Genomic DNA, 18,504 nt, shown 5'->3' with positions numbered 1-18,504 from the left:
CCTGTTTTCATACCTTTCTATAATGGGAGACTTTATATGAAAGCACTGCACGAAAAATTAGCTACTCTACAAGACTACATTAGAATGTTGGCGAAAATTTTTGCTTTGCTTTGGAAAAGTTCGAAACATACTTTAGTTTTATTGTTATTTTTCAATTTATTGGCCGGGTTGTCCCTTCCGATTACCACGATCATATGGAAGTTCTTTATTGACAGCGTCGTTGAGGCTTTCGCCAGTAAGGATCTGTCCAAACCGATTTTGTGGATATTGATTCATCTTTTGTACACGCAATTCAACGACATAATGCATAACTTATGTCGGTATTTTGAGTCTAACCAAGTCGACTATATGAACAAGCATATAACAGAATTGACCCTTGACCAAATTGAGCGGATGGAAATGGCCGATTTCGACAATGCCGAAATATATGATTGCATTCAAAAAGTGAATAATGAATCTACACAGCATTCCATGAATCTCCTTAGAACCCTGATCCTTGCGTTGCAAAATTTTTCATCAATGTCCGGGGCTATCGTGATTTTTTTGAATTTCGGTCCGCTCATTCTCTTAATCAGCTTCTTTGCATGTCTGCCTTCACTCGTCATTAACATTAAGATGTCCTCAAAACTGTTTGACATTTTCACGAAACGTTTTGAAAGGTTAAGATTTATCAATTATCTCAAATCAGTCGTTATCACTTATGAGAATATTAAAGAAGTCAAAGTAAACCGGTTGAATTCCTATTTTAAAACCATGATCATCAATGACTTTAATACTTTTTTGAATGAAGATAAAAAAATAAGGAAGAAATTCTCCTCACAAAACAGTATGGCCAGTTTATTGGAAAATATCGTTTCGTATAGTTTTCAAATATATATTCTCGTTAAAGTGGTTTCCAGAAATTTAACTTTGGGAGACCTGACCTTATTTATTAGTACCTTATCGAATTTTCAGAATTCGATACAAAATGTTTTAAGCTCCATCTCTTCTTTTTACGACGATGCTCTCTATATTCAAAATCTCTTTTCATTGTTAGAGAGGGAAATTCCAAATCAAGAAGCAACTAGTACACCTTACCCTGCCGATTTTGAGAAAATCGAATTTCAAAACGTTTATTTTAAATATCCGGGCAGAGAAGAGTTTGTGCTTAAGAACATTAGTTTTATTCTTTCAGCTAAGAAAAGCTATTCGTTTGTAGGTTTGAACGGCTCCGGCAAAACAACGCTGGTTAAATTGCTTCTAAGGTTGTATAAACCTACTTCAGGTAATATTTTGATGGATGATATTAACATAAATGATATTGATCTAGAGCAATATTATAAACATATCGGGGCTGTATTCCAGGATTTTATCAAGTACCCCTTCAATATCGAAAAAAATATAGCACTTGGTGCAATTGAAGATTTAAATAATTTTTCAAAAGTAAAAAAAGCGGCGGAACAATCGGGCGCAGATCGTTTTATTGAAGAACTTCCCTTAAAGTATGCAACCATGCTGAACAAGGAATGGTCCGAAGCGACCCAATTATCACTTGGTCAGTGGCAGAGGCTTGCCATTAGCCGGGCATTTATGTCCGACTCCAGTATTCTCATTTTGGATGAGCCGACCGCTTCGCTTGATGCCGAAGCTGAGTTTGAGTTGTTTACCAAATTCAAGGATTTAATGTTTGATAAAACGACCATCCTCATTACGCATCGGCTTTCCACCATTCGTTTGGTAGACGAAATATTGGTTCTAAAAGATGGACAGGTACTTGAAAGTGGAAATCATGATACTTTACTTAGATACAATGGTGAATACGCAAGATTGTATAAAATGCAGTCAGACATGTACATGAAGGGGGAACTTGTTAATGAAGGATCGCATTAGCGAAAGCACTCTTCCTAATGGACTTGCTTATTGTGTCCGGGAGACCGACATTGAAAAGGATGAAGTAATGTTAAGTCTGGCTTTAAAAGTAGGGTCACTTCATGAACCGGATTCGGAAAATGGACTTGCCCATGTAGTAGAACATATGAGCATGGTCTTCGATAAATATGGATATTATGCAGATGATGTTCAATATAATAGTATTGGACTAACGGATTTTGATCGAACGGTATATGTAATAAAATGTCCAAAAAGTATCGAGGCCATTAGGCACGGATTATTCATTTTGAAACAAATCGCATTAGGAAACTATCTAAAAATAGAGGCATTAGATGAAATTAAACAGGATGTACTTAAAGAAGTGATTACTAATAATGAAGGCAGAAAAAGCAAAGTATTCAAAATAGTGTTTGAACATTCGTTTTACAAAACACGAATACCTATGGGTGACGAAGAAATTATAGAAAATCTTAGTTTTAAACAAATTAAAGCTTTTCACGAAAAATGGTACACTCCCGATAGAATGGCTGTAAATATTGCAGGTGACATCATAACAGATGAAGTTATTAAATTTATTGAAACCGAGTTTGGCAGCTTTTCTCGCCCAAGTAACGCGGAATCAAATAATATAAATAGATGCTTTCAACTTAATTTAGAAGCAGGAGCAATTAAAAAAGTATTTACTTCCTGGGGAGTAAATCACATAGAAATGTACATTAGTTGTATGATATCCGGTGAAAAAAATATAAAGAACGAAGTTTGTAATAATATTTTAGCGATATTAATTGAAAAAGCATGTGTTCATGCATTACAAGAGTCCAGTTTAGAGGTTTCCTTTATTTCCTCAACTTTCGTCGACTTTATGAATTGTTACCGGTTCTTGAGGATACAAATTGTATACTGTTCGGACTTGCATGAAAAAATTATCGATGTGATTGAAAGGGTATTTGATCATATTCAAAAGGATTCATTGTTTTTGAAATTCTATTTTGAGGAAACTAAACAAGAGTATTTGGAATATTTTATTTCAAAGGCTTACCTGAGTGATCTGGGTTTGTCAAACTTGATGGAGGAAAGCATAGATCATTTTATTTTAGAAGATAATCCTTTAATTTCATATGAACAAAGAATACTGAGATATATTAAGGTGATTGAAAATCTTTTTTATGTAGATATAAGAATCTTAGCGCAACAGCTAATTAGATATAAAGATTGCTTAATTTTAATTTTCCAAGGAAATGGCCAGGATTCTTCATTGGCTATGGGTGAATAGTTAAGCAGAAATTTCATGTAGTAGTTGGTTGCTTCTCCTAAATTAAGGTAACCATTTTTTCCGCTTTGACGTTATGTATTTGGATAACAAAAATTAAGATTGTCATTTGGGAGGTTATCATGAGAAGTAAATTAGTATATCGCGCTTTACTGGTTATCTTATGCGGCGTCGTGTTTGCGGGATGCTCCAGTGCTTCTGACAAGGTAGCGGAGAAGCGCTCCAGTCTCAAAATCATGTATGTGGACGAAGAAGCATATTTCTTCACCCAATACGGAGATTTGTTTGCGATGCAATTCCCCAATATAGATATTGAAGTGATTAGCACGAGTAGTATTTACACAGAGGATAATCAGGATTACAACAAAGCGTTTGCAGACTTCATAGAGAAGAAACAGCCGGATGTTGTTATGTTGAGCATGGACGATTACGAAAAATTCGCTGCGGAGGGTAAATTGCTGGAGCTCAATCCCTTGATTGAACGTGACAAGTACGATATGCGGAGCATATATCCGGCATTAATCGAGATTCTTAAGCAGCAAGGCGACGGCAAGCTTTACGGCCTGGCTCCTTCATTTTACGGAAGCGCCCTTTTCTATAATGTGGATCTTTTTGCAAAATACGGAGTTAAAGTGCCGCATGACGGGATGACGTGGCAGGAAATCATCGACACGGCCAGACAGTTTCCGACCGCTGGCGACGAGAAGACCCGAGTCTACGGATTTGGCAACGGCAACGCTATGTCTATGGAGGATCTCGCTTCGGACATCGCGGGTACCCAGGGTTTAAAGGTTATCAATACAGATACGATGAAAATCACACTGAATACGGATTCCTGGAAGCAGGCCTATAAGCTGGCCAAGGACGCAGTCGATTCGGGTACATTTTATAATCCTAAGGATGGCGGGTTCCAGAGCGGAACGCTAGAAGATCTTTATCAAAGTCAGGCTTTTTTGATGGGGCGTTCGGCAATGACAATCGGCAGATCTTATTTATTGAGCAACTTAAAAGATGCCAAGAATACGATCAAGGATTACAAACCTTTTCAAGTCGGCATCGTCGCGGGGCCGGTCGATCCGGCCGAACCTGATAAATCCCGGGATATTACTTTTAATGAGCTGTTTGCCATCCGGGCGAACTCGCTGAATGTGGATGCCGCATGGGAATTTCTGAAATTTGTGAACGGGGAACAATTCGCCCAAATTAGATCGAAATCGTTGAATAACGGGCTTTTGTCACTTTTGTCCCGTACGGGATATTCGAAGGAATATGACGGCGTCAACCTGGGCGTATTTTATAAATTGAAACCGATTTTGGATGGCACAAGTTCGATGGACAACAGTAAAATTCCCGGAGAATTCCACTCCCAATACCAAACGGTCGTCGAGCGTGAGCTGAAATTGGTCGAGGAGAAGCAGAAATCTATTGAAGAGGCGCTACAGGCGATGGAGCAGGAAGGACAGGCGGTATTGGATAAAACGGTAAAAGATGAGGCAGCTAAGTAAAACGGCGAACAGAGAGATGACGGCTCCGAAGAAGGAGAAGATACGGCCGACAACAGCTAGGACGACGTACTTATAGCCAATAAGTTAAAAAAGGAGAGGCTGTCCTCAATCATTCATGATGACTTGGACAGCCTCTCTTCTATTCGATTTTGAGGCTTAACGGACAAACAGGCTGTCATTAGTGCCTGTTAGAAGCGGATTAATTCGACAGCGTCTCTTCCTCGGCTGAAGCGGAAGAAGCAGTTTGGGCCTTGGTCGGCTGAACCCCTCCCCGATCTGCAGCCTGTACCCGCAGCCGCGGTCCCGGGTAGAAGTACCGGCTGGCAAAGCCGAGACAGGCCAAGAGCGCGAACGACATGGCGACGAGGTAGAAGTTGTGGCGTCCGAACTGCTCGAAGACGACGCCGCCGAACGTGCCGCTGAGCAGGCCGGAGGCGCTCGACCAGACGATGGTGTATAAAGCCATGCCCGTCGCCCGGTAATGGTCCGGAATGAGCCGTGTCAGCATCCGGATGGAGGTGACGTAGAACACGCCAAAGGATAAACTGTGCAGGAGCTGAATGGCAATGAGGCTATACGCTGAATCCGCGACGCCGACCAGTAAGAAGCGGGTGGCAAACATCAGGCTGGCGAAGACGAGCAACGGCAGCTCCTTTATTTTTTCTCCATACAGACTGAGCAGGAGAAAAATCGGAATTTCCGACAACGAGGAAGCCAGTTGAGCCCAGCCGATGATCTTTTCCGTGGCGCCGAGGTCATTCAGCGTAACGGTAAGGAAGGCATCGTTCATCCGCACGGCGATGGCCAGGGAGAAGACGCAACCGAAAAACCAGAGCAGCTCTTTTTGCTTCAATATCCCCCAGATTCCCGACATGTCCATCTTGGCGACCGGGCTGTCCTGGTCTTTGATGAACAGGGTAATCGCCAGGGCGATAGCCGCAATGCCGATCGCTACCCACATCGTCCGCGAGGAGCCGATCAGGGAGAGGACGTAGCCGATAAACAGGGCATAAAATGCATAGCCGATGGAACCGAAAATCCGCACGGTGATAAAGTTCTTCTTATGTCGCTTGGCAGCATTGATAGCTATCGTGTCCGATAGCGGGAATACCGGGTAAAAGAAAAAATAAAATATGGTGATCACCAGGATGATGACCGAAAACTTGGTAGAAACCGACAAAACGGCACTCATAATCATCTGACCGATCAGAAGGATGAGCATGATTTTTTTGATGGTCCTGTATTTGTCGCTGGCTACGCTCCACAAGAGATTCGCAACCAGGGAGATCATCGGACCGAGCGCATAAAGAAGCCCGATCTGGCTGTTGGAAAAGCCAAGTCCGGCATAAAAAAGCGGAAAGTAGGAAGAAACAAGAACGCTGGTACCGAATATGGTAAAAGTAAAGGCCCGCAGCCAAGGAAGTTCAGGGCGGACCGATGGAGTAGACTTCATACGATTTCGCAGGCTCCGTTCCAAAGAAGATTTTCACGGTAAGCAGATAACGTTAAGTATAGCACAGTCCTTGGAAAAAGAGTTTAGAAACTGCGCGCCTTCTGTGTATAATGTGAGGCAGGAGGGTTGTTGCGCAATACATGCAGTTGTACTGAAGCTTATGTCGGCAAATTTTTATAGCTGGAGGCATTTTGAGAATGAACCATTCGTACTTTATTTACGACGAAAGACTGGATATTCATGTTCCGCACCTGGAACAACCTTTTGAGGACTACCATCTCAGCGAACGTCTGGCCATCATCGAAACCTGGGAGGATGCCCGCGGCCGCATCCCTACTAAAGTAAAGAAACTGGAACGGGAAATCGAGCGGAAGTTGCAGAAGATGAATGAAGAGGACGACTTCGAAGCCAGTTGCAATCTGAATGGCGAAATCGCGGATTTGGCCAGCCGGATTAATGATCTGCACATTTGGTACCGCATCAGCCAGGACGAAGACTCGGTTCCCATCAAAAGATACTTGTGATTTTGTTTATTTGTGCAAAAAGTGGGATCATATTATAATATAGAATGATTTTTTAATAATGCGATTTTTAACAACGTAGCGGAGGCAGGCCATTGATTGAACTTGAGCAAAGCCGAAACCAGTTTCCCAGAGAGCCGATCAGATTAATGAGCCGCGTCTATAAGTTCATTCTGCCTGATGTCCGTAAGGAATTGGACGGCTGGAGACAGGAAGCGGCAACGATCCCTGACCCTGAGCTTAGAAAACAGGCGCTTGCTAGTATCGAGGCAAAAGAATTCCACTGTCAGGGCGGTTCGGTATATGCCGCCGCCAATTTAGCAAAGCGCGATGTACTCATCCCTTTAATTGTAGCTTTTCAGACGATCAGCGACTATTTGGACAACCTGTGCGACCGGAGTACCTCCATGGATGAACAGGATTTCCGCCTGTTGCACCGGAGCATGCTGGACGCCGTCAATCCTTGCAGCGATATCCGGGATTACTACGCGCTGCGCGAGGAAGACGATGATGGCGGATATCTCCATCATTTGGTGCAGACTTGCCGGGACAACATCGATAAGCTTCCCGCTTATCGCGTAGTTAAGCCGTATATTCTGGATTTGGTGGGGCTGTATACCGATCTGCAGGTGTACAAGCATATCGATCCTAAGCTTCGTGAGCAGGCGCTGCTGGCCTGGTGGGAACAGCATAAGGAACGTACCCCGCAATTGCGTTGGAACGAATTTGCCGCGGCAACGGGCTCCACGCTGGGGGTGTTCATGCTATTCTTGGCGGCCAGCAATCCCGAACTGGACGACAACAGTGCGGAGATTATCCATAACGCCTATTTCCCGCATGTTTGCGGACTACATATTATGCTTGATTACCTGATCGATCAGGCGGAGGATGAAGTGGGTGGGGATTTGAATTTCTGCAGCTATTACGAAAATAAGGAAACGATGCTAAACCGTATCGCTTTTATTGTGGGTGGCGCTCGCGAGGATATTAAGCGGCTGCCTGCATCCTCATTCCACAGAATGATCATCGAAGGATTGCTTGCGCTTTATTTATCGGATCCGAAGGTGAGCGAGCAGCAGGAGATTCGTGATGTTTCACGGCGCTTGATGAAGCGAAGCCCGTTGATGCGGTTGTTCTTTTTTGTAAATAGCCGTTGGATCCGCAAACATCTTTAATAACATTTAGGAGGAATCATCATGTCAGCAGTTAAAAAAATCGCAGTTCTTACCAGTGGTGGAGATTCGCAAGGCATGAACGCGGCAGTACGCGCCGTTGTGCGCAGCGGCTTGTTTTACGGCCTGGAAGTGTACGGTATCCAACGGGGGTACCAAGGGCTGCTTAATAACGATATTTTCTCTATGGATATCCGCAGCGTAGGCGACATCATCCAACGTGGCGGGACGATTCTACAATCGGCGCGCTGCTTGGAATTCAAAACGCCGGAAGGCCAGCAAAAAGGCGCGCAAATTTTGCGTGACCGCGGCATCGACGGACTCGTCGTCATCGGCGGGGACGGTTCCTATCAAGGGGCCGAGAAGCTCAGCAAGCTGGGCATCAAAACGATGGGTCTGCCGGGAACGATCGATAACGACATTTCGTTTACGGACTATACGATTGGCTTCGATACGGCTGTAGGCATTGTGGTGGACGCGGTCAACAAACTGCGTGATACGATGTCCTCCCATGAACGCGCGTCTGTGGTTGAGGTTATGGGCCGCCATGCCGGGGATATTGCGCTCCATGCCGGACTTGCTGCCGGAGCGGAAACGATTCTGGTTCCGGAAGTGCCGTTCGATTTGAACGAAGTGGCAGACCGGATGAGACAAAACTTCGACAACGGCAAGAGACACAGTATCGTCATCGTGGCCGAGGGCGTAGGCAAGGGCGAAGAAGTGGTGGAAGCCATCAAGAAACGTCAACCGTCGCTGGAGCCTCGCGCTACCGTGCTCGGGCACATTCAACGCGGCGGATCGCCGACGCCGTTTGACCGCAACCTGGCAAGCCGGTTGGGCGACTTTGCCGTACGCAGCCTGATCGCGGGCGAATCGAACAAGGCTTGCGGCATGATCGGCGGAGAAATGATTCTGACCGACATCGAGAAGGTCGTAGCCACCAAGAAAGAGTTCGATATGGATTTGTATGAGCTCGCTTCGCGTTTGTCGCAATAAGAAGGAAAACCGAGCTTGAATGAACTTAACTGGATTTCCTACAGTTAAATCTTCAGTTTTTCAAGTTTGGGACCGAATAGCTGTAAATACTACAGTTATTTCAACTGATTTGGTCTCTCTAGCCGAAAAGCGTGCAGTTAGCTGTAGGTTTTACAGTTAATTACACGCCAAGGCTCACATAAGCTAGAATTAACAGCAGGTTTTACAGCTAATTCTTTAATTGCACAAGTAAGGGCTGGTCCTAAAGTCATCACGTTGTTGATAGATGACTAAGGCCAGCCCCTTTTTCGTTTATGTTTGTGAGTTGCCAGCTACGGCACGCCCGCTGCGCTCCATCCGCTTCTGAATGACAAACAGACGCCGCAACAGACGCCGCAACAGCAGAATCGCCGCCACACCGAGCCCGGTGATCAATCCGATCCAGTAACCGTAGGGGCCTTGATCGGTGAAATTGGCCAGCACATATCCGAGCGGCAGTCCGATGATCCAATATGCCAGCAGGGAAATCCAAAATCCCGGATTGACATCCTTGTATCCTCGTAGCACACCTTGAATCGGCGTGGCGATGGCATCGGATATTTGAAAAAAGATGGCATACACCAGGAAGTGGGTGATCAGCGCTATGACATCTTCTTCACTGGAATATAGCCCGGCCACGCCCCGGCGGAACAGCATCAGAATGATGGCTGTAAGCAGGGATAGAGCAACGGCGGTGCTGACCCCGAGGATGCCGTATTGTCTGGCATCCTTTTGCCGCCCGGCGCCGACTTCAAATCCGACGAGAATCGTGAGCGCCAGACAGATACTGAGCGGAATCATGTAGAGCGTTGAAGCAAAATTATTCGCGGCTTGGTGAGCGGCGATCGTCAAGGTGTCGAACCGGCTCATGAGCAGCGTGACTGCGGCGAATACGGCGGTTTCAAAAAAGATGGCGAATCCGATCGGGACGCCGATCTTCATTAATTCCTTCCATTTCGATAACGAAATCCGGTGGAATTTGCGGAAAATGCCGTAACCGGCAAACGGTTCCGCCTTATGCGCGATCCATAGCGCCAACAGGAATATGCACCAATAGGTAAACGCGGTTGCGATACCCGATCCGATGCCCCCGAGTCGGGGAAATCCAAGTTTACCGAAGATCAGCAGGTATCCGGCTCCGATATTAAGCGGCAGGGAGACCAGCGTAATCAACATGGAGATTCTGGTCTGACCGAGCGAATCGATAAAGGACCGGATTACGATATAGCCAAAAAGAGGGAGTACTCCCGTGGAAATCGACACCAGGAAATAAAAGGCGATATGATGGACTTTCGGTTCAAGTTGCATGCTTCCCAGCATAGGTGATATAACCAGTCCGCCAACGACGAGGACAACGATACTGACGGCAAAGGCTAGCCAGAGCGCCTGCATGACGTGATATCCGACTTTATTCTGTTGCCCTCCTCCATCCAACTGGGAGACGATGGGTGTAATTCCCATAAGAATTCCGCTGAGTCCGGTTTGCACCGGAATCCAGATGCTGGAACCGATTGCCGCCCCCGCCAGATCGGCAGGGCTTGCATGACCGGACATCATCGTATCGAAAAAGGTCATCAATGACATCGTTACCTGGGTGACCAGAATCGGAAGCAGTATTTTCAAAAATTGGATGTACTTTTGTTTCAGGGTCTCTGTTTCTTTCATTATCGTAAACTCCATTTCACCGTCCAAAGACCCGGGCGAAAAGCCCGGGTCTTGAGAAAATTCAGCATATAATAATATGAACAAAATTATACCGTTTGATTGATAATCGTTATTTAATAATCAACGCCAGTCGTATACCGATTGGATGCGTTCCAGAGCAGATATTCATCAACTTTCATTTCATTCAATGCCCGGATTTGCTCCTCCACTTCGTGCTTGCCGTATTTCGTATAATGGCCTTTGCCGAGCCAACTTGCCGTAAAGTCCTGAATCCAGGGGCGGATAATCGGTTTGTTCTCTCCAAGCGGATCGAGCTTCTTGTGGGTATCCGCAACGGCTCCCTTAATCGTCTGATAAGGAGCTTTGTCGGGGTCCTTGGCGTTAAACCAGCCCGTTGTATAATGACTTGGATAAATCATCGGGCAGATGATATCAACTTGATTGGAAATCTTCACGAAATCCTGTCCTATGCCTTCGGCTGCAGGTACCGAAGCCGCATATCCGAAAATGTCGACAGACACTTTGATGCCGAGGGGCTCCAGCTGTTCTCGAGCATATTGCACGAAAGCTGCGACGGCGTCGATGCGGCTCAACTCGGTTTTGGTATACTTCAGAGAATCAGCCCGCTTTTCAAAGCCTTCCGGGAAGCGGACATAGTCGAACTGAATTTCTTTAAAACCGTGTTTGGCAGCTTCTTTAGCGACCTCTATATTGTAATCCCAAACTTCTTTACTATACGGATTAACGAAGTTGTCGCCATTCCCGTTGCTCCAAACCGTCCCGTCGCTGTTCCGGAAGGAGAGCTCCGGATTCTTTTTGGCCAGAATCGTATCCTTGAATACCACCACGCGGGCGATCGGATAAATTTCATGCTTTTCCAGCCTTGCCATTAACCCGTCGATATCGCGGATGAACGGCTGCGGCTTACCCAATTTTTGAAGTTCGGGGTTATCGGTTTTGTAGGTGATATATCCTGCGTCATCCTTGATATCGATCACCATGGAATTCAATTCGGTCTTGTCGAGCAAGTCGATCAGCGTATTAAGCCGCGATCCTCCTGCACTGTATGCCGTGACGTATATTCCTTTGACTTTAGGAGCTTCTTCCTGCTGAACCGGTACCACCATCTCCGCCGGAGACAGAGGATCCTCTTTTCGTCCCTGTGCTACATTTGCCGTGAAAGTTTGATAGGTAGATTGCACGATGGCCGGTAATCTTCCGCCGTCGGCGTGATTGGCCGGCGTTTCCCCGCTGCCTGTACCCAAGGCTAGAAGTAAAAGAGTCCATAGGATGTTCATGATATTCCTCTCCCTTGTTTGCGCTCGCTTTGATTATATCTGATGTCAGGTTTCCAGAAAAAACATCTTTGTCACCATTGATATTTCGATCGACGCTTTTGTTTTTTTAAACGTAATGGCACTTTCTTAAACCTATTCATTTTTAAGAGATTGGGAGATTGATTCATTTTTCAGAAAAAAAACCGTTTCTTCCGCTTTTGCAGAAGAAACGGTCACGTTAACGCAAAGCTTATTTAATGAAGGAAATGACTATTTTGATGCTCGCAGATGCTGAGCTGGATAATTTCCAACGCATCTTCCGGTTCCAGAATTGTCAGACCATCGCGAAGGATGATCATGGAGTTAAGTTCCTTCTGATTCAAAAAAGGCAGCATATCCGGGAACCACTTCATGACAATTTGCTCCAGTTTTACCGTTTCTGTTTCCACATCCATCACCCTTTCCTACAAGAATCATTCGTTACCGGAATCATTCCTACTTCGGAAAAGCATTACAGCCTGTGAAATAAAGGTAAAGCTGATAACTATAAAGTTGTTGAAGGAACCGCTTGATAGTATTATACCACAAAGCAACACAAATGGAACGGCGGACGAACGCGCGTCCAATAAGATTAACGCCTACGGAACGAGCCCATGACACCGACGGTTTCAACGATATTCACGAAGGCCGAGGGATCGGTAGACTTGATGATATCCTTCAGTTCCGTAAGCTCATAGCGGGTGGTCACTGTCATAAGCATATCTTTTTCCTTATGGGAAAATGCGCCCTGCGTTTTGATCAATGTTACGCCGCGGGGACGGCAAAGAAGTCGTTCAAGCAGTTCGTCCGTCTTGTCGGTAATGATGAACAGGGTTACTTTGAGGTGATTGATGTGGATAAAATCCAGCACTTTGCCCGCCAGATAGATGGATACCATGGAGGCCAACGCAAGATTCCAGTTTCCTTCCAAATAGCCCATGGCCAAAATAACCAGACCGTTCATCCCGACGAGGATGTTCCCAATCGGAAAGTCCCGGTAACGCGTTACGATCGAACCGATGATATCAAATCCGCCTGAAGATCCGCCTACGCGAAAAGAGAGACCGCTTCCGATGCCTACGAGGACGCCTCCGAAAACCGCTGACAGCAGCGTATCGGAGGCAAGCGGCTTTTCCGGAATGAGTGCCATCAGCCCAGTCACTGCGATAACGGAAAGCATGCTTAATCCGACAAAACGTCTGCCGAGCAAAAACCAGCCGGCAATTAGCACCGGCGCATTATAAGCCAAATACATGGTATTGATACTTAGCGGTGAGAAGTAACCGGTTAGCATGGCAAGTCCTGATACGCCGCCACTAAGTAAATGATGCGGAACGAGGAACAAGTTGAATCCGGAGGCGATGCACGCGGCTCCGATCAAAATAGCGATACAGTTCCTGATTTCCTTTAACACTAAATCCACCTCACATTTGATACGGAAGTATCCCAACCTGCTTGCTGGTATTCTCAAACTGTTTTGTGCTATAATGTTTGAGATATTCTTGAGTAGGGATCCATTTCCATTTAAAACGGTGTTTACCGTCAGAAGTTTTCTCGCGTTCCAGTCACCTATGCAAATTTTGTGGAGAGATTGGATAGTCTATAAACGTTTGAATGCTACTTAAGAATACAGTCAAGCTTGTGGAATGTCCACTATATAGAAGGAGTATGAACAATTTGAACACATTTGCAGATTTCGGCCTAGAGCCTAAAGTTTTACAAGCAATTACGGAGCTCGGTTTTGAGGAAGCGACGCCGATTCAATCCAAATCCATCCCCATTGCCCTCACCGGGCGCGATCTAATCGGACAAGCGCAGACAGGCACCGGGAAAACGGCAGCCTTCGGACTTCCGCTCATCAACGGAATCCCTAAAGAAGAAGAGCGCATCGTTGCTCTGATTATGACTCCAACCCGTGAGCTAGCCATTCAAGTAGCCGAAGAGATCGGCAAGCTGGCACGATTCAAAGGTACGCGTTCCCTTCCTATTTACGGCGGTCAAGATATCGTTCGCCAAATTCGCGCATTGAAGAAGAAGCCTCAAATCATTATCGGTACCCCGGGCCGACTGCTTGACCATATTAACCGGAAAACGATCAAACTTGATGATGTTCAGACGGTAGTGCTGGATGAAGCCGACGAAATGCTCGATATGGGCTTCATGGATGACATTCAATCCATTTTGAAGCTGGTTCCCGAAGAACGTCAGACGATGTTATTTTCCGCCACAATGCCTTCGAATATCCAGAAGCTGGCTCAGCAGTTCCTGAAAAATCCCGAGCATGTCTCCGTTATCCCTAAACAAATAAGTGCGCCTCTGATTGATCAAGCCTACATTGAAGTGCATGAACGGCAAAAATTTGACGCATTGACCCGTTTGTTAGATATGGAATCGCCTGAGCTGGCCATCGTTTTCGGCCGGACCAAACGCCGGGTAGACGAATTGTCGGAAGCCCTGCAGAAACGTGGTTATTCCGCTGACGGGCTGCATGGCGATTTGTCGCAGAACCAGCGCGACAATGTTATGCGCAAATTCCGTGACGGCAGCATCGATGTGCTTGTAGCTACGGACGTAGCCGCACGCGGTCTCGACGTCTCCGGCGTTTCGCATGTCGTTAACTTCGACCTGCCGCAGGATCCGGAGAGTTATGTACACCGGATCGGCAGAACCGGCCGCGCAGGCAAAGAAGGCGCAGCCTGGTCGTTCGTTACTCCGCGTGAAATCGATCATCTGCACTTCATCGAGCGGATTACCCGGCATAAAATCGCCCGCAAACCGTTACCGAGCATTGCGGAAGCGATTGAAGGCAAACAACGTATTACGGCTGAGCGGATCCTTGAACTGGTTGAAGCCTCTGAACTGAACGAATATAAGGGAATCGCCATCCAACTCCTGGAGCAATATGATTCGGTGAACTTGCTGGCAGCAGCCTTCAAGTTAATTACCGGTGAGAAGAACGAAAAAACGAGCATCGAGCTTACCCCGGAAGAACCGATTCGCATGAAACGCCGGAATCCTGATATCCGTTCCAGCGGACGTAAGCCATCCGGTTACGGCAACCGCAGCGGCGGTGGCAGCGGTAGCGGTGGCTATCAGCGTCGGGACAACCGCGAAGGCGGAAACCGCGGTGGTTATGGAAACAAAGGCGGATATAACAAAGAAGGAAACCGTGATTCCTACCGTTCTTCATCGGACCGGAAGCCGCGCTCTTCGAACTATAACGGCGGAGAACGCAGACCTGCCAAGCGTGACGACAACTCGTTCGACAAATAATTACCGAGCCTGAAATAGAAGCGAGGCAAAGAAGACGAAGTCCTACTTCGTCTTCTTTGTTTTTCAAAATTAATACAGAATCGTCCGGCTGACGATAACGAGCAGAATAAACAAGACCAGAATCGTACCAGTGGAAGTCCAGGAACCGCCATATCCTCCTACCTGGGACATGAGATACCTCCTTTGAATTTGTGAATGGTTGAAATTACGTATTATTGTATGCAGGCGTAGGGCGTCAGATTAGACGGCAACCCAGAACCGTCAAAATAGGCGCTGGATAGTGATTATGCAATCGTGCTATAGTAGTATGTATAGACAAATTAATCACTTGCGGAGGGAGATCTTTACTTGGAATCTAAAGGTTTAATGGGCGGTTTTTATAAAATTACGGAATGGATCATGAGAATATCGGGCAGCAACTTGCTGTGGCTGGTTTGTTCCCTGCCTTTTTTGTTTTTTGCCTTCTCTGCGTTCTTTATCCCGGGAGGATGGGGCTTTGCAGCATTCAATATGTGGATAATGGCGATTTTGGCACCGTTTACATTTTTTCCGGCCACGTCCGCCCTGTTTTCGGTGACTCGCAAATGGGTTATGGGGGAAGCGGATGTAGGTATCATCAAGACTTACTTCAAAGGGTACAAAGAGAACTATAAGCAAAGCATGTTCGGCGGAATATTCTACACTTTGCTTACGGTAATCATGATTGTCGATTACCAGATGTACATGAAGGAATTCAACAACAATCTGCAGTTCATCGGGATTGTCATCCTGGTTTTCCTGGTGGTGCTGCTGGTATCTTTGTTCCATTTTTTCTCCATGGTGGCCCACTATTATTTAAAGGTTACCCAGTTGATTAAAAATGCGATTTTGCTCACGATTCTAAAGCCGTTCCGGATGTTGTCGACCGTCATTTGCACCGGGGTTCTCGTTTTTCTGACCATCCGGTTTCCGTGGCTGATCTTTTTCGGACTTGCGAGCCTGACAGCGCTTGTGGCTTTCTTTAATTTCTATGCGGCTTATAATAAAGTCCAGGAAAAAGTCGAAAAGTTGCGCGCAGCAGAAGAAGCCGCGAATACCGACGAAAATGGCGATGAATCGACGCTGGAGCTTCCTTCGGGATCAGAGAAGGAAAAAGATTAAAGATAATCGGGGATTGGATGGAATTTCCTGACTCGCCAAGTTTACATTTATCTGATGAAGTTTTATAATAAGTTTACGTCCTGCGATGTACGTTTCGGTTCTATGTTGTTTTGAACCAATGACAAAGTCTCGGGAGACCTATATCGCGTCATAGCTGAAAGGCCCTATCCAAGTTGATTAGGGGACTTCAAAAATGCCGCTGCGGTCACCCACCTGCTAACGCAGGTTCGAGACAATGTAACCGGACGGCATAGGCGGGTCTTCCTTTTTAAAACATGCGGCACTTTGAAGAATTCGGAATTCCGAAACTTTGAAGTGCTTTTTTGTGTGCTTGAAGTGATCTCTTGACTTTTGTTTGTTACTCAACAATGATAAACTATATCTATAGTGAAATCGTATTCTTGATTGTGTTAGTAGGATAAAGGAGGAAGAACAGGTTGTCATTAAAGAGAACGCTTACCGGCATATTTCGCAGTCAGGAAGGAACGAGTGACCGTGCGAAAGTGCCCGAATTAAAAACAAGATATTATCAATTATCCAAAGACAAAATTTGGGAGGAAGTTTCCTCGACCCTGAAAAAAGTGCCTGGCTACAAAGTGCTTCATGAAGTGCCTTCCGTAGGGGAGATTACGCTGGAGAAGCGCAGCGGCTTCGGACGTACGATGGATATTACGGTTTCCATCGTGTCTACCGGTCCTATGCGTAGCGCGGTGGATATTTACTCGGCCACCCGCGGATCGTTCGGCGATCTGGGGGCTAACTATCGCAACATCCTGCATTTGTTCGGCATGTTGGATAAAAAGCTGTCGTCCTACAAAGTGTCGTCCTGATCGTACTTTACTATGGATGACGCTGCATGATAAAAGCGAGCAGGGAGGGTTTCCCTCCTCGCTCGCTTTTCGTTTACCGTTGTATTTCATATGGAGACGCTGAAGTAGCGGTCAGTGAGACCGGGGCGATCAGGACAGCAATTCTTTTACAGCGGCTACCGGTTTCTCGTAATCGGGATGCTCGGACATTTCTTTAAGCACTTCGACGTAACGGATTTTGTTGTCTTGATCGACGACAAAAACGGCGCGTTGGTCAAGCGCGAATTCCTTGATGAGAACGCCGTAGGTTTTGCCGAAGGCATTATCCTTATAGTCGGACAATGTTACGACGCGGTCTACGCCAGCGGCTCCGCACCAACGGGCTTGCGCGAACGGAAGGTCCGCACTGACGGTCAGAATGACCACGTCATCGCCAAGGTCGGCTGCTTCCTGATTGAAGCGGCGGGTTTGCGCATCGCATACGCCTGTATCCAGGGAGGGTACGACACTGATCAGCTTGATTTTGCCTGCAAAGTCTTGCAGTGTGACTTCTTCGAGCAGGTTTTTATTCAACCGGAAATCGGGTGCAGTATCACCGACTTTTAATTCCGGCCCCACTAACGTAATGGGATTGCCTTTGAATGTTGCCACGCTTGCGCGTTCTTGTGTCATTTGATTCTCCTCCTAAACATGAGATAATGGGTTATCCAGTCTTAATTATAGTCGTTTTAAAAAGCGATTGTCCAACTTTGGGAAATAAAGACCGTAAAGGAAGGTTCAGATGATTTTTATCCGTTATGAGAATTGGAAAAGCTATCTTCGTTATTATCCGGTGACCTGTTTGATTTTGGCCGCCAACCTGCTCATGTTTTTGGTCGTCATGTTTAATGGGGGTTCAGATAATCCTTATACCCAGATCAAATTCGGTGCTCTAATTAATGATCCGTATTATGAAGGTGAAACATGGAGATTGTTTGCTTCCATGTTTTTGCATCATGACTTCGGGCACCTGTTCTCCAACTGTTTCGCTATTCTGGTGTTTGCTCCGCCGCTGGAAAGGCTGCTGGGTCATTGGCGTTATGCGCTCCTATACATTGGCAGCGGCCTTATAGGCAATTTGATCAGTTTGGAAATCTACCGTCAGTCGACGGAACTTCATCTTTCCGTAGGAGCTTCCGGTGCCGTTTACGGGGTTTATGGTGCATTTCTGTACATCGCTCTACTGCAGCGGCAGTTGATGGATGAGAGTTCCCGTAAGACGCTTTACAGCCTGTTGATCGTCGGGGTCATATTTTCCGTCGTTGTACCCCAGGTGAACTGGATGGCTCATTTCGGCGGGCTGGTTGGGGGATTCTTCCTCTATGGGCTTATCATCAGATTGTTAAAACCCCGTTGAACCTCGAAGAGGTACATGGTACATTAGAGATAACCCACCACTTTATCTAATAATAGTTATTTTTTCGTATGTAAGCCCTTTTATACTTATCGGCCCTAATT

General features: G+C 46.1%; 17 protein-coding genes and 1 other RNA gene. 11 read left to right on the top strand and 7 right to left on the bottom strand.

Annotated elements, in window-relative coordinates; translation table 11 throughout:
• Positions 1-36: 36 nt before the first annotated feature.
• The 3 genes from DFP94_RS09775 to DFP94_RS09765 all read left to right on the top strand — a co-directional run bounded on the left by DFP94_RS09775 (position 37) and on the right by DFP94_RS09765 (position 4,644).
• Positions 37-1,869: an ABC transporter ATP-binding protein gene (locus DFP94_RS09775; protein WP_114496277.1), complete on the top strand. Its 1,833-nt coding sequence runs from the start codon at positions 37-39 to the stop codon at positions 1,867-1,869.
• Complete coding sequence (locus DFP94_RS09770) at positions 1,853-3,142, top strand: insulinase family protein (protein WP_114496276.1); 1,290 nt, start codon at positions 1,853-1,855, stop codon at positions 3,140-3,142. Before DFP94_RS09775 ends, DFP94_RS09770 begins: the two co-directional genes overlap by 17 nt.
• Before the next feature lie 119 nt (positions 3,143-3,261).
• Positions 3,262-4,644: an ABC transporter substrate-binding protein gene (locus DFP94_RS09765; protein WP_114496275.1), complete on the top strand. Its 1,383-nt coding sequence runs from the start codon at positions 3,262-3,264 to the stop codon at positions 4,642-4,644.
• Between the two features lie 199 nt (positions 4,645-4,843).
• Here DFP94_RS09765 and DFP94_RS09760 read toward each other — a convergent pair whose 3' ends face one another.
• Positions 4,844-6,097: an MFS transporter gene (locus DFP94_RS09760; RefSeq protein WP_114496274.1), complete on the bottom strand. Its 1,254-nt coding sequence runs from the start codon at positions 6,095-6,097 to the stop codon at positions 4,844-4,846.
• 197 nt (positions 6,098-6,294) lie between these two features.
• Here DFP94_RS09760 and DFP94_RS09755 point away from each other — a divergent pair, with 197 nt between their 5' ends.
• From DFP94_RS09755 to pfkA, 3 genes are all read left to right on the top strand, one after another.
• The gene (locus tag DFP94_RS09755) at positions 6,295-6,621 is read left to right on the top strand and encodes a hypothetical protein (protein ID WP_114496273.1); all 327 of its coding nucleotides are present in this window, start codon (positions 6,295-6,297) and stop codon (positions 6,619-6,621) included.
• Positions 6,622-6,767: 146 nt separating this feature from the next.
• On the top strand, positions 6,768-7,793 hold the full coding sequence (locus DFP94_RS09750) for a tetraprenyl-beta-curcumene synthase family protein (protein WP_425459251.1): 1,026 nt from the start codon (positions 6,768-6,770) through the stop codon (positions 7,791-7,793).
• A 21-nt stretch (positions 7,794-7,814) separates the two neighbouring features.
• Entirely contained in the window at positions 7,815-8,786 is a 972-nt protein-coding gene (gene pfkA / locus DFP94_RS09745; protein WP_114496271.1) for a 6-phosphofructokinase, read from the top strand.
• A 291-nt stretch (positions 8,787-9,077) separates the two neighbouring features.
• On the opposite strand, the gene DFP94_RS09740 is transcribed toward pfkA, so the two are convergent.
• From DFP94_RS09740 to DFP94_RS09725, 4 genes are all read right to left on the bottom strand, one after another.
• Positions 9,078-10,469 (bottom strand): MATE family efflux transporter, encoded by a 1,392-nt coding sequence (locus tag DFP94_RS09740; RefSeq protein WP_114496270.1) that lies wholly within the window; start codon positions 10,467-10,469, stop codon positions 9,078-9,080.
• Positions 10,470-10,582: 113 nt separating this feature from the next.
• Positions 10,583-11,767, bottom strand: coding sequence for a putative glycoside hydrolase (locus DFP94_RS09735; RefSeq protein WP_114496269.1), 1,185 nt, complete (start codon positions 11,765-11,767; stop codon positions 10,583-10,585).
• 233 nt (positions 11,768-12,000) lie between these two features.
• A complete protein-coding gene (locus tag DFP94_RS09730) occupies positions 12,001-12,201 on the bottom strand; it encodes a hypothetical protein (protein ID WP_181873087.1) in 201 nt (66 codons plus the stop codon).
• A 176-nt stretch (positions 12,202-12,377) separates the two neighbouring features.
• Positions 12,378-13,199, bottom strand: coding sequence for a YitT family protein (locus DFP94_RS09725; RefSeq protein ID WP_114496268.1), 822 nt, complete (start codon positions 13,197-13,199; stop codon positions 12,378-12,380).
• A 263-nt stretch (positions 13,200-13,462) separates the two neighbouring features.
• Here DFP94_RS09725 and cshA point away from each other — a divergent pair, with 263 nt between their 5' ends.
• Positions 13,463-15,058: a degradosome RNA helicase CshA gene (gene cshA / locus DFP94_RS09720; protein ID WP_114496267.1), complete on the top strand. Its 1,596-nt coding sequence runs from the start codon at positions 13,463-13,465 to the stop codon at positions 15,056-15,058.
• A gap of 69 nt (positions 15,059-15,127) precedes the next feature.
• Here the strand turns inward: cshA and DFP94_RS09715 are convergent, their stop codons facing one another.
• A complete protein-coding gene (locus DFP94_RS09715; RefSeq protein WP_114496266.1) occupies positions 15,128-15,229 on the bottom strand; it encodes a sporulation protein YjcZ in 102 nt (33 codons plus the stop codon).
• Between the two features lie 177 nt (positions 15,230-15,406).
• On the opposite strand from DFP94_RS09715, the gene DFP94_RS09710 reads away from it, so the two are divergent.
• The 3 genes from DFP94_RS09710 (at position 15,407) to DFP94_RS09700 (ending at position 17,028) form a co-directional block, all read left to right on the top strand.
• A complete protein-coding gene (locus DFP94_RS09710) occupies positions 15,407-16,198 on the top strand; it encodes a YesL family protein (protein WP_114496265.1) in 792 nt (263 codons plus the stop codon).
• 74 nt (positions 16,199-16,272) lie between these two features.
• Positions 16,273-16,463, top strand: a non-coding RNA gene (gene ssrS / locus DFP94_RS09705) — 6S RNA.
• A 172-nt stretch (positions 16,464-16,635) separates the two neighbouring features.
• Positions 16,636-17,028, top strand: coding sequence for a DUF1499 domain-containing protein (locus tag DFP94_RS09700; protein WP_114496264.1), 393 nt, complete (start codon positions 16,636-16,638; stop codon positions 17,026-17,028).
• A 129-nt stretch (positions 17,029-17,157) separates the two neighbouring features.
• Here DFP94_RS09700 and tpx read toward each other — a convergent pair whose 3' ends face one another.
• Positions 17,158-17,679, bottom strand: coding sequence for a thiol peroxidase (gene tpx / locus DFP94_RS09695; protein ID WP_114496263.1), 522 nt, complete (start codon positions 17,677-17,679; stop codon positions 17,158-17,160).
• Between the two features lie 109 nt (positions 17,680-17,788).
• On the opposite strand from tpx, the gene DFP94_RS09690 reads away from it, so the two are divergent.
• Positions 17,789-18,403, top strand: coding sequence for a rhomboid family intramembrane serine protease (locus tag DFP94_RS09690; RefSeq protein ID WP_114496262.1), 615 nt, complete (start codon positions 17,789-17,791; stop codon positions 18,401-18,403).
• Positions 18,404-18,504: the final 101 nt, after the last annotated feature.

It is taken from the genome of Fontibacillus phaseoli, assembly GCF_003337355.1.
GTDB lineage: Bacteria > Bacillota > Bacilli > Paenibacillales > Paenibacillaceae > Fontibacillus > Fontibacillus phaseoli.
This window is presented reverse-complemented; position numbering and strand designations above follow the sequence as displayed.

What these genes read in the sequence shown, in the direction of transcription:
- pfkA (WP_114496271.1), top strand. Translation starts at nt 7,815, where the DNA reads ATGTCAGCAGTTAAAAAAATCGCAGTTCTTACCAGTGGTGGAGATTCG.
- DFP94_RS09740 (WP_114496270.1), bottom strand. Translation starts at nt 10,469, where the DNA reads ATGAAAGAAACAGAGACCCTGAAACAAAAGTACATCCAATTTTTGAAA.
- tpx (WP_114496263.1), bottom strand. Translation starts at nt 17,679, where the DNA reads ATGACACAAGAACGCGCAAGCGTGGCAACATTCAAAGGCAATCCCATT.
- DFP94_RS09770 (WP_114496276.1), top strand. Translation starts at nt 1,853, where the DNA reads ATGAAGGATCGCATTAGCGAAAGCACTCTTCCTAATGGACTTGCTTAT.
- DFP94_RS09750 (WP_425459251.1), top strand. Translation starts at nt 6,768, where the DNA reads ATGAGCCGCGTCTATAAGTTCATTCTGCCTGATGTCCGTAAGGAATTG.
- DFP94_RS09765 (WP_114496275.1), top strand. Translation starts at nt 3,262, where the DNA reads ATGAGAAGTAAATTAGTATATCGCGCTTTACTGGTTATCTTATGCGGC.
- DFP94_RS09755 (WP_114496273.1), top strand. Translation starts at nt 6,295, where the DNA reads ATGAACCATTCGTACTTTATTTACGACGAAAGACTGGATATTCATGTT.
- DFP94_RS09715 (WP_114496266.1), bottom strand. Translation starts at nt 15,229, where the DNA reads ATGTCCCAGGTAGGAGGATATGGCGGTTCCTGGACTTCCACTGGTACG.
- DFP94_RS09730 (WP_181873087.1), bottom strand. Translation starts at nt 12,201, where the DNA reads ATGGATGTGGAAACAGAAACGGTAAAACTGGAGCAAATTGTCATGAAG.
- DFP94_RS09735 (WP_114496269.1), bottom strand. Translation starts at nt 11,767, where the DNA reads ATGAACATCCTATGGACTCTTTTACTTCTAGCCTTGGGTACAGGCAGC.
- DFP94_RS09775 (WP_114496277.1), top strand. Translation starts at nt 37, where the DNA reads ATGAAAGCACTGCACGAAAAATTAGCTACTCTACAAGACTACATTAGA.
- DFP94_RS09690 (WP_114496262.1), top strand. Translation starts at nt 17,789, where the DNA reads ATGATTTTTATCCGTTATGAGAATTGGAAAAGCTATCTTCGTTATTAT.
- DFP94_RS09760 (WP_114496274.1), bottom strand. Translation starts at nt 6,097, where the DNA reads ATGAAGTCTACTCCATCGGTCCGCCCTGAACTTCCTTGGCTGCGGGCC.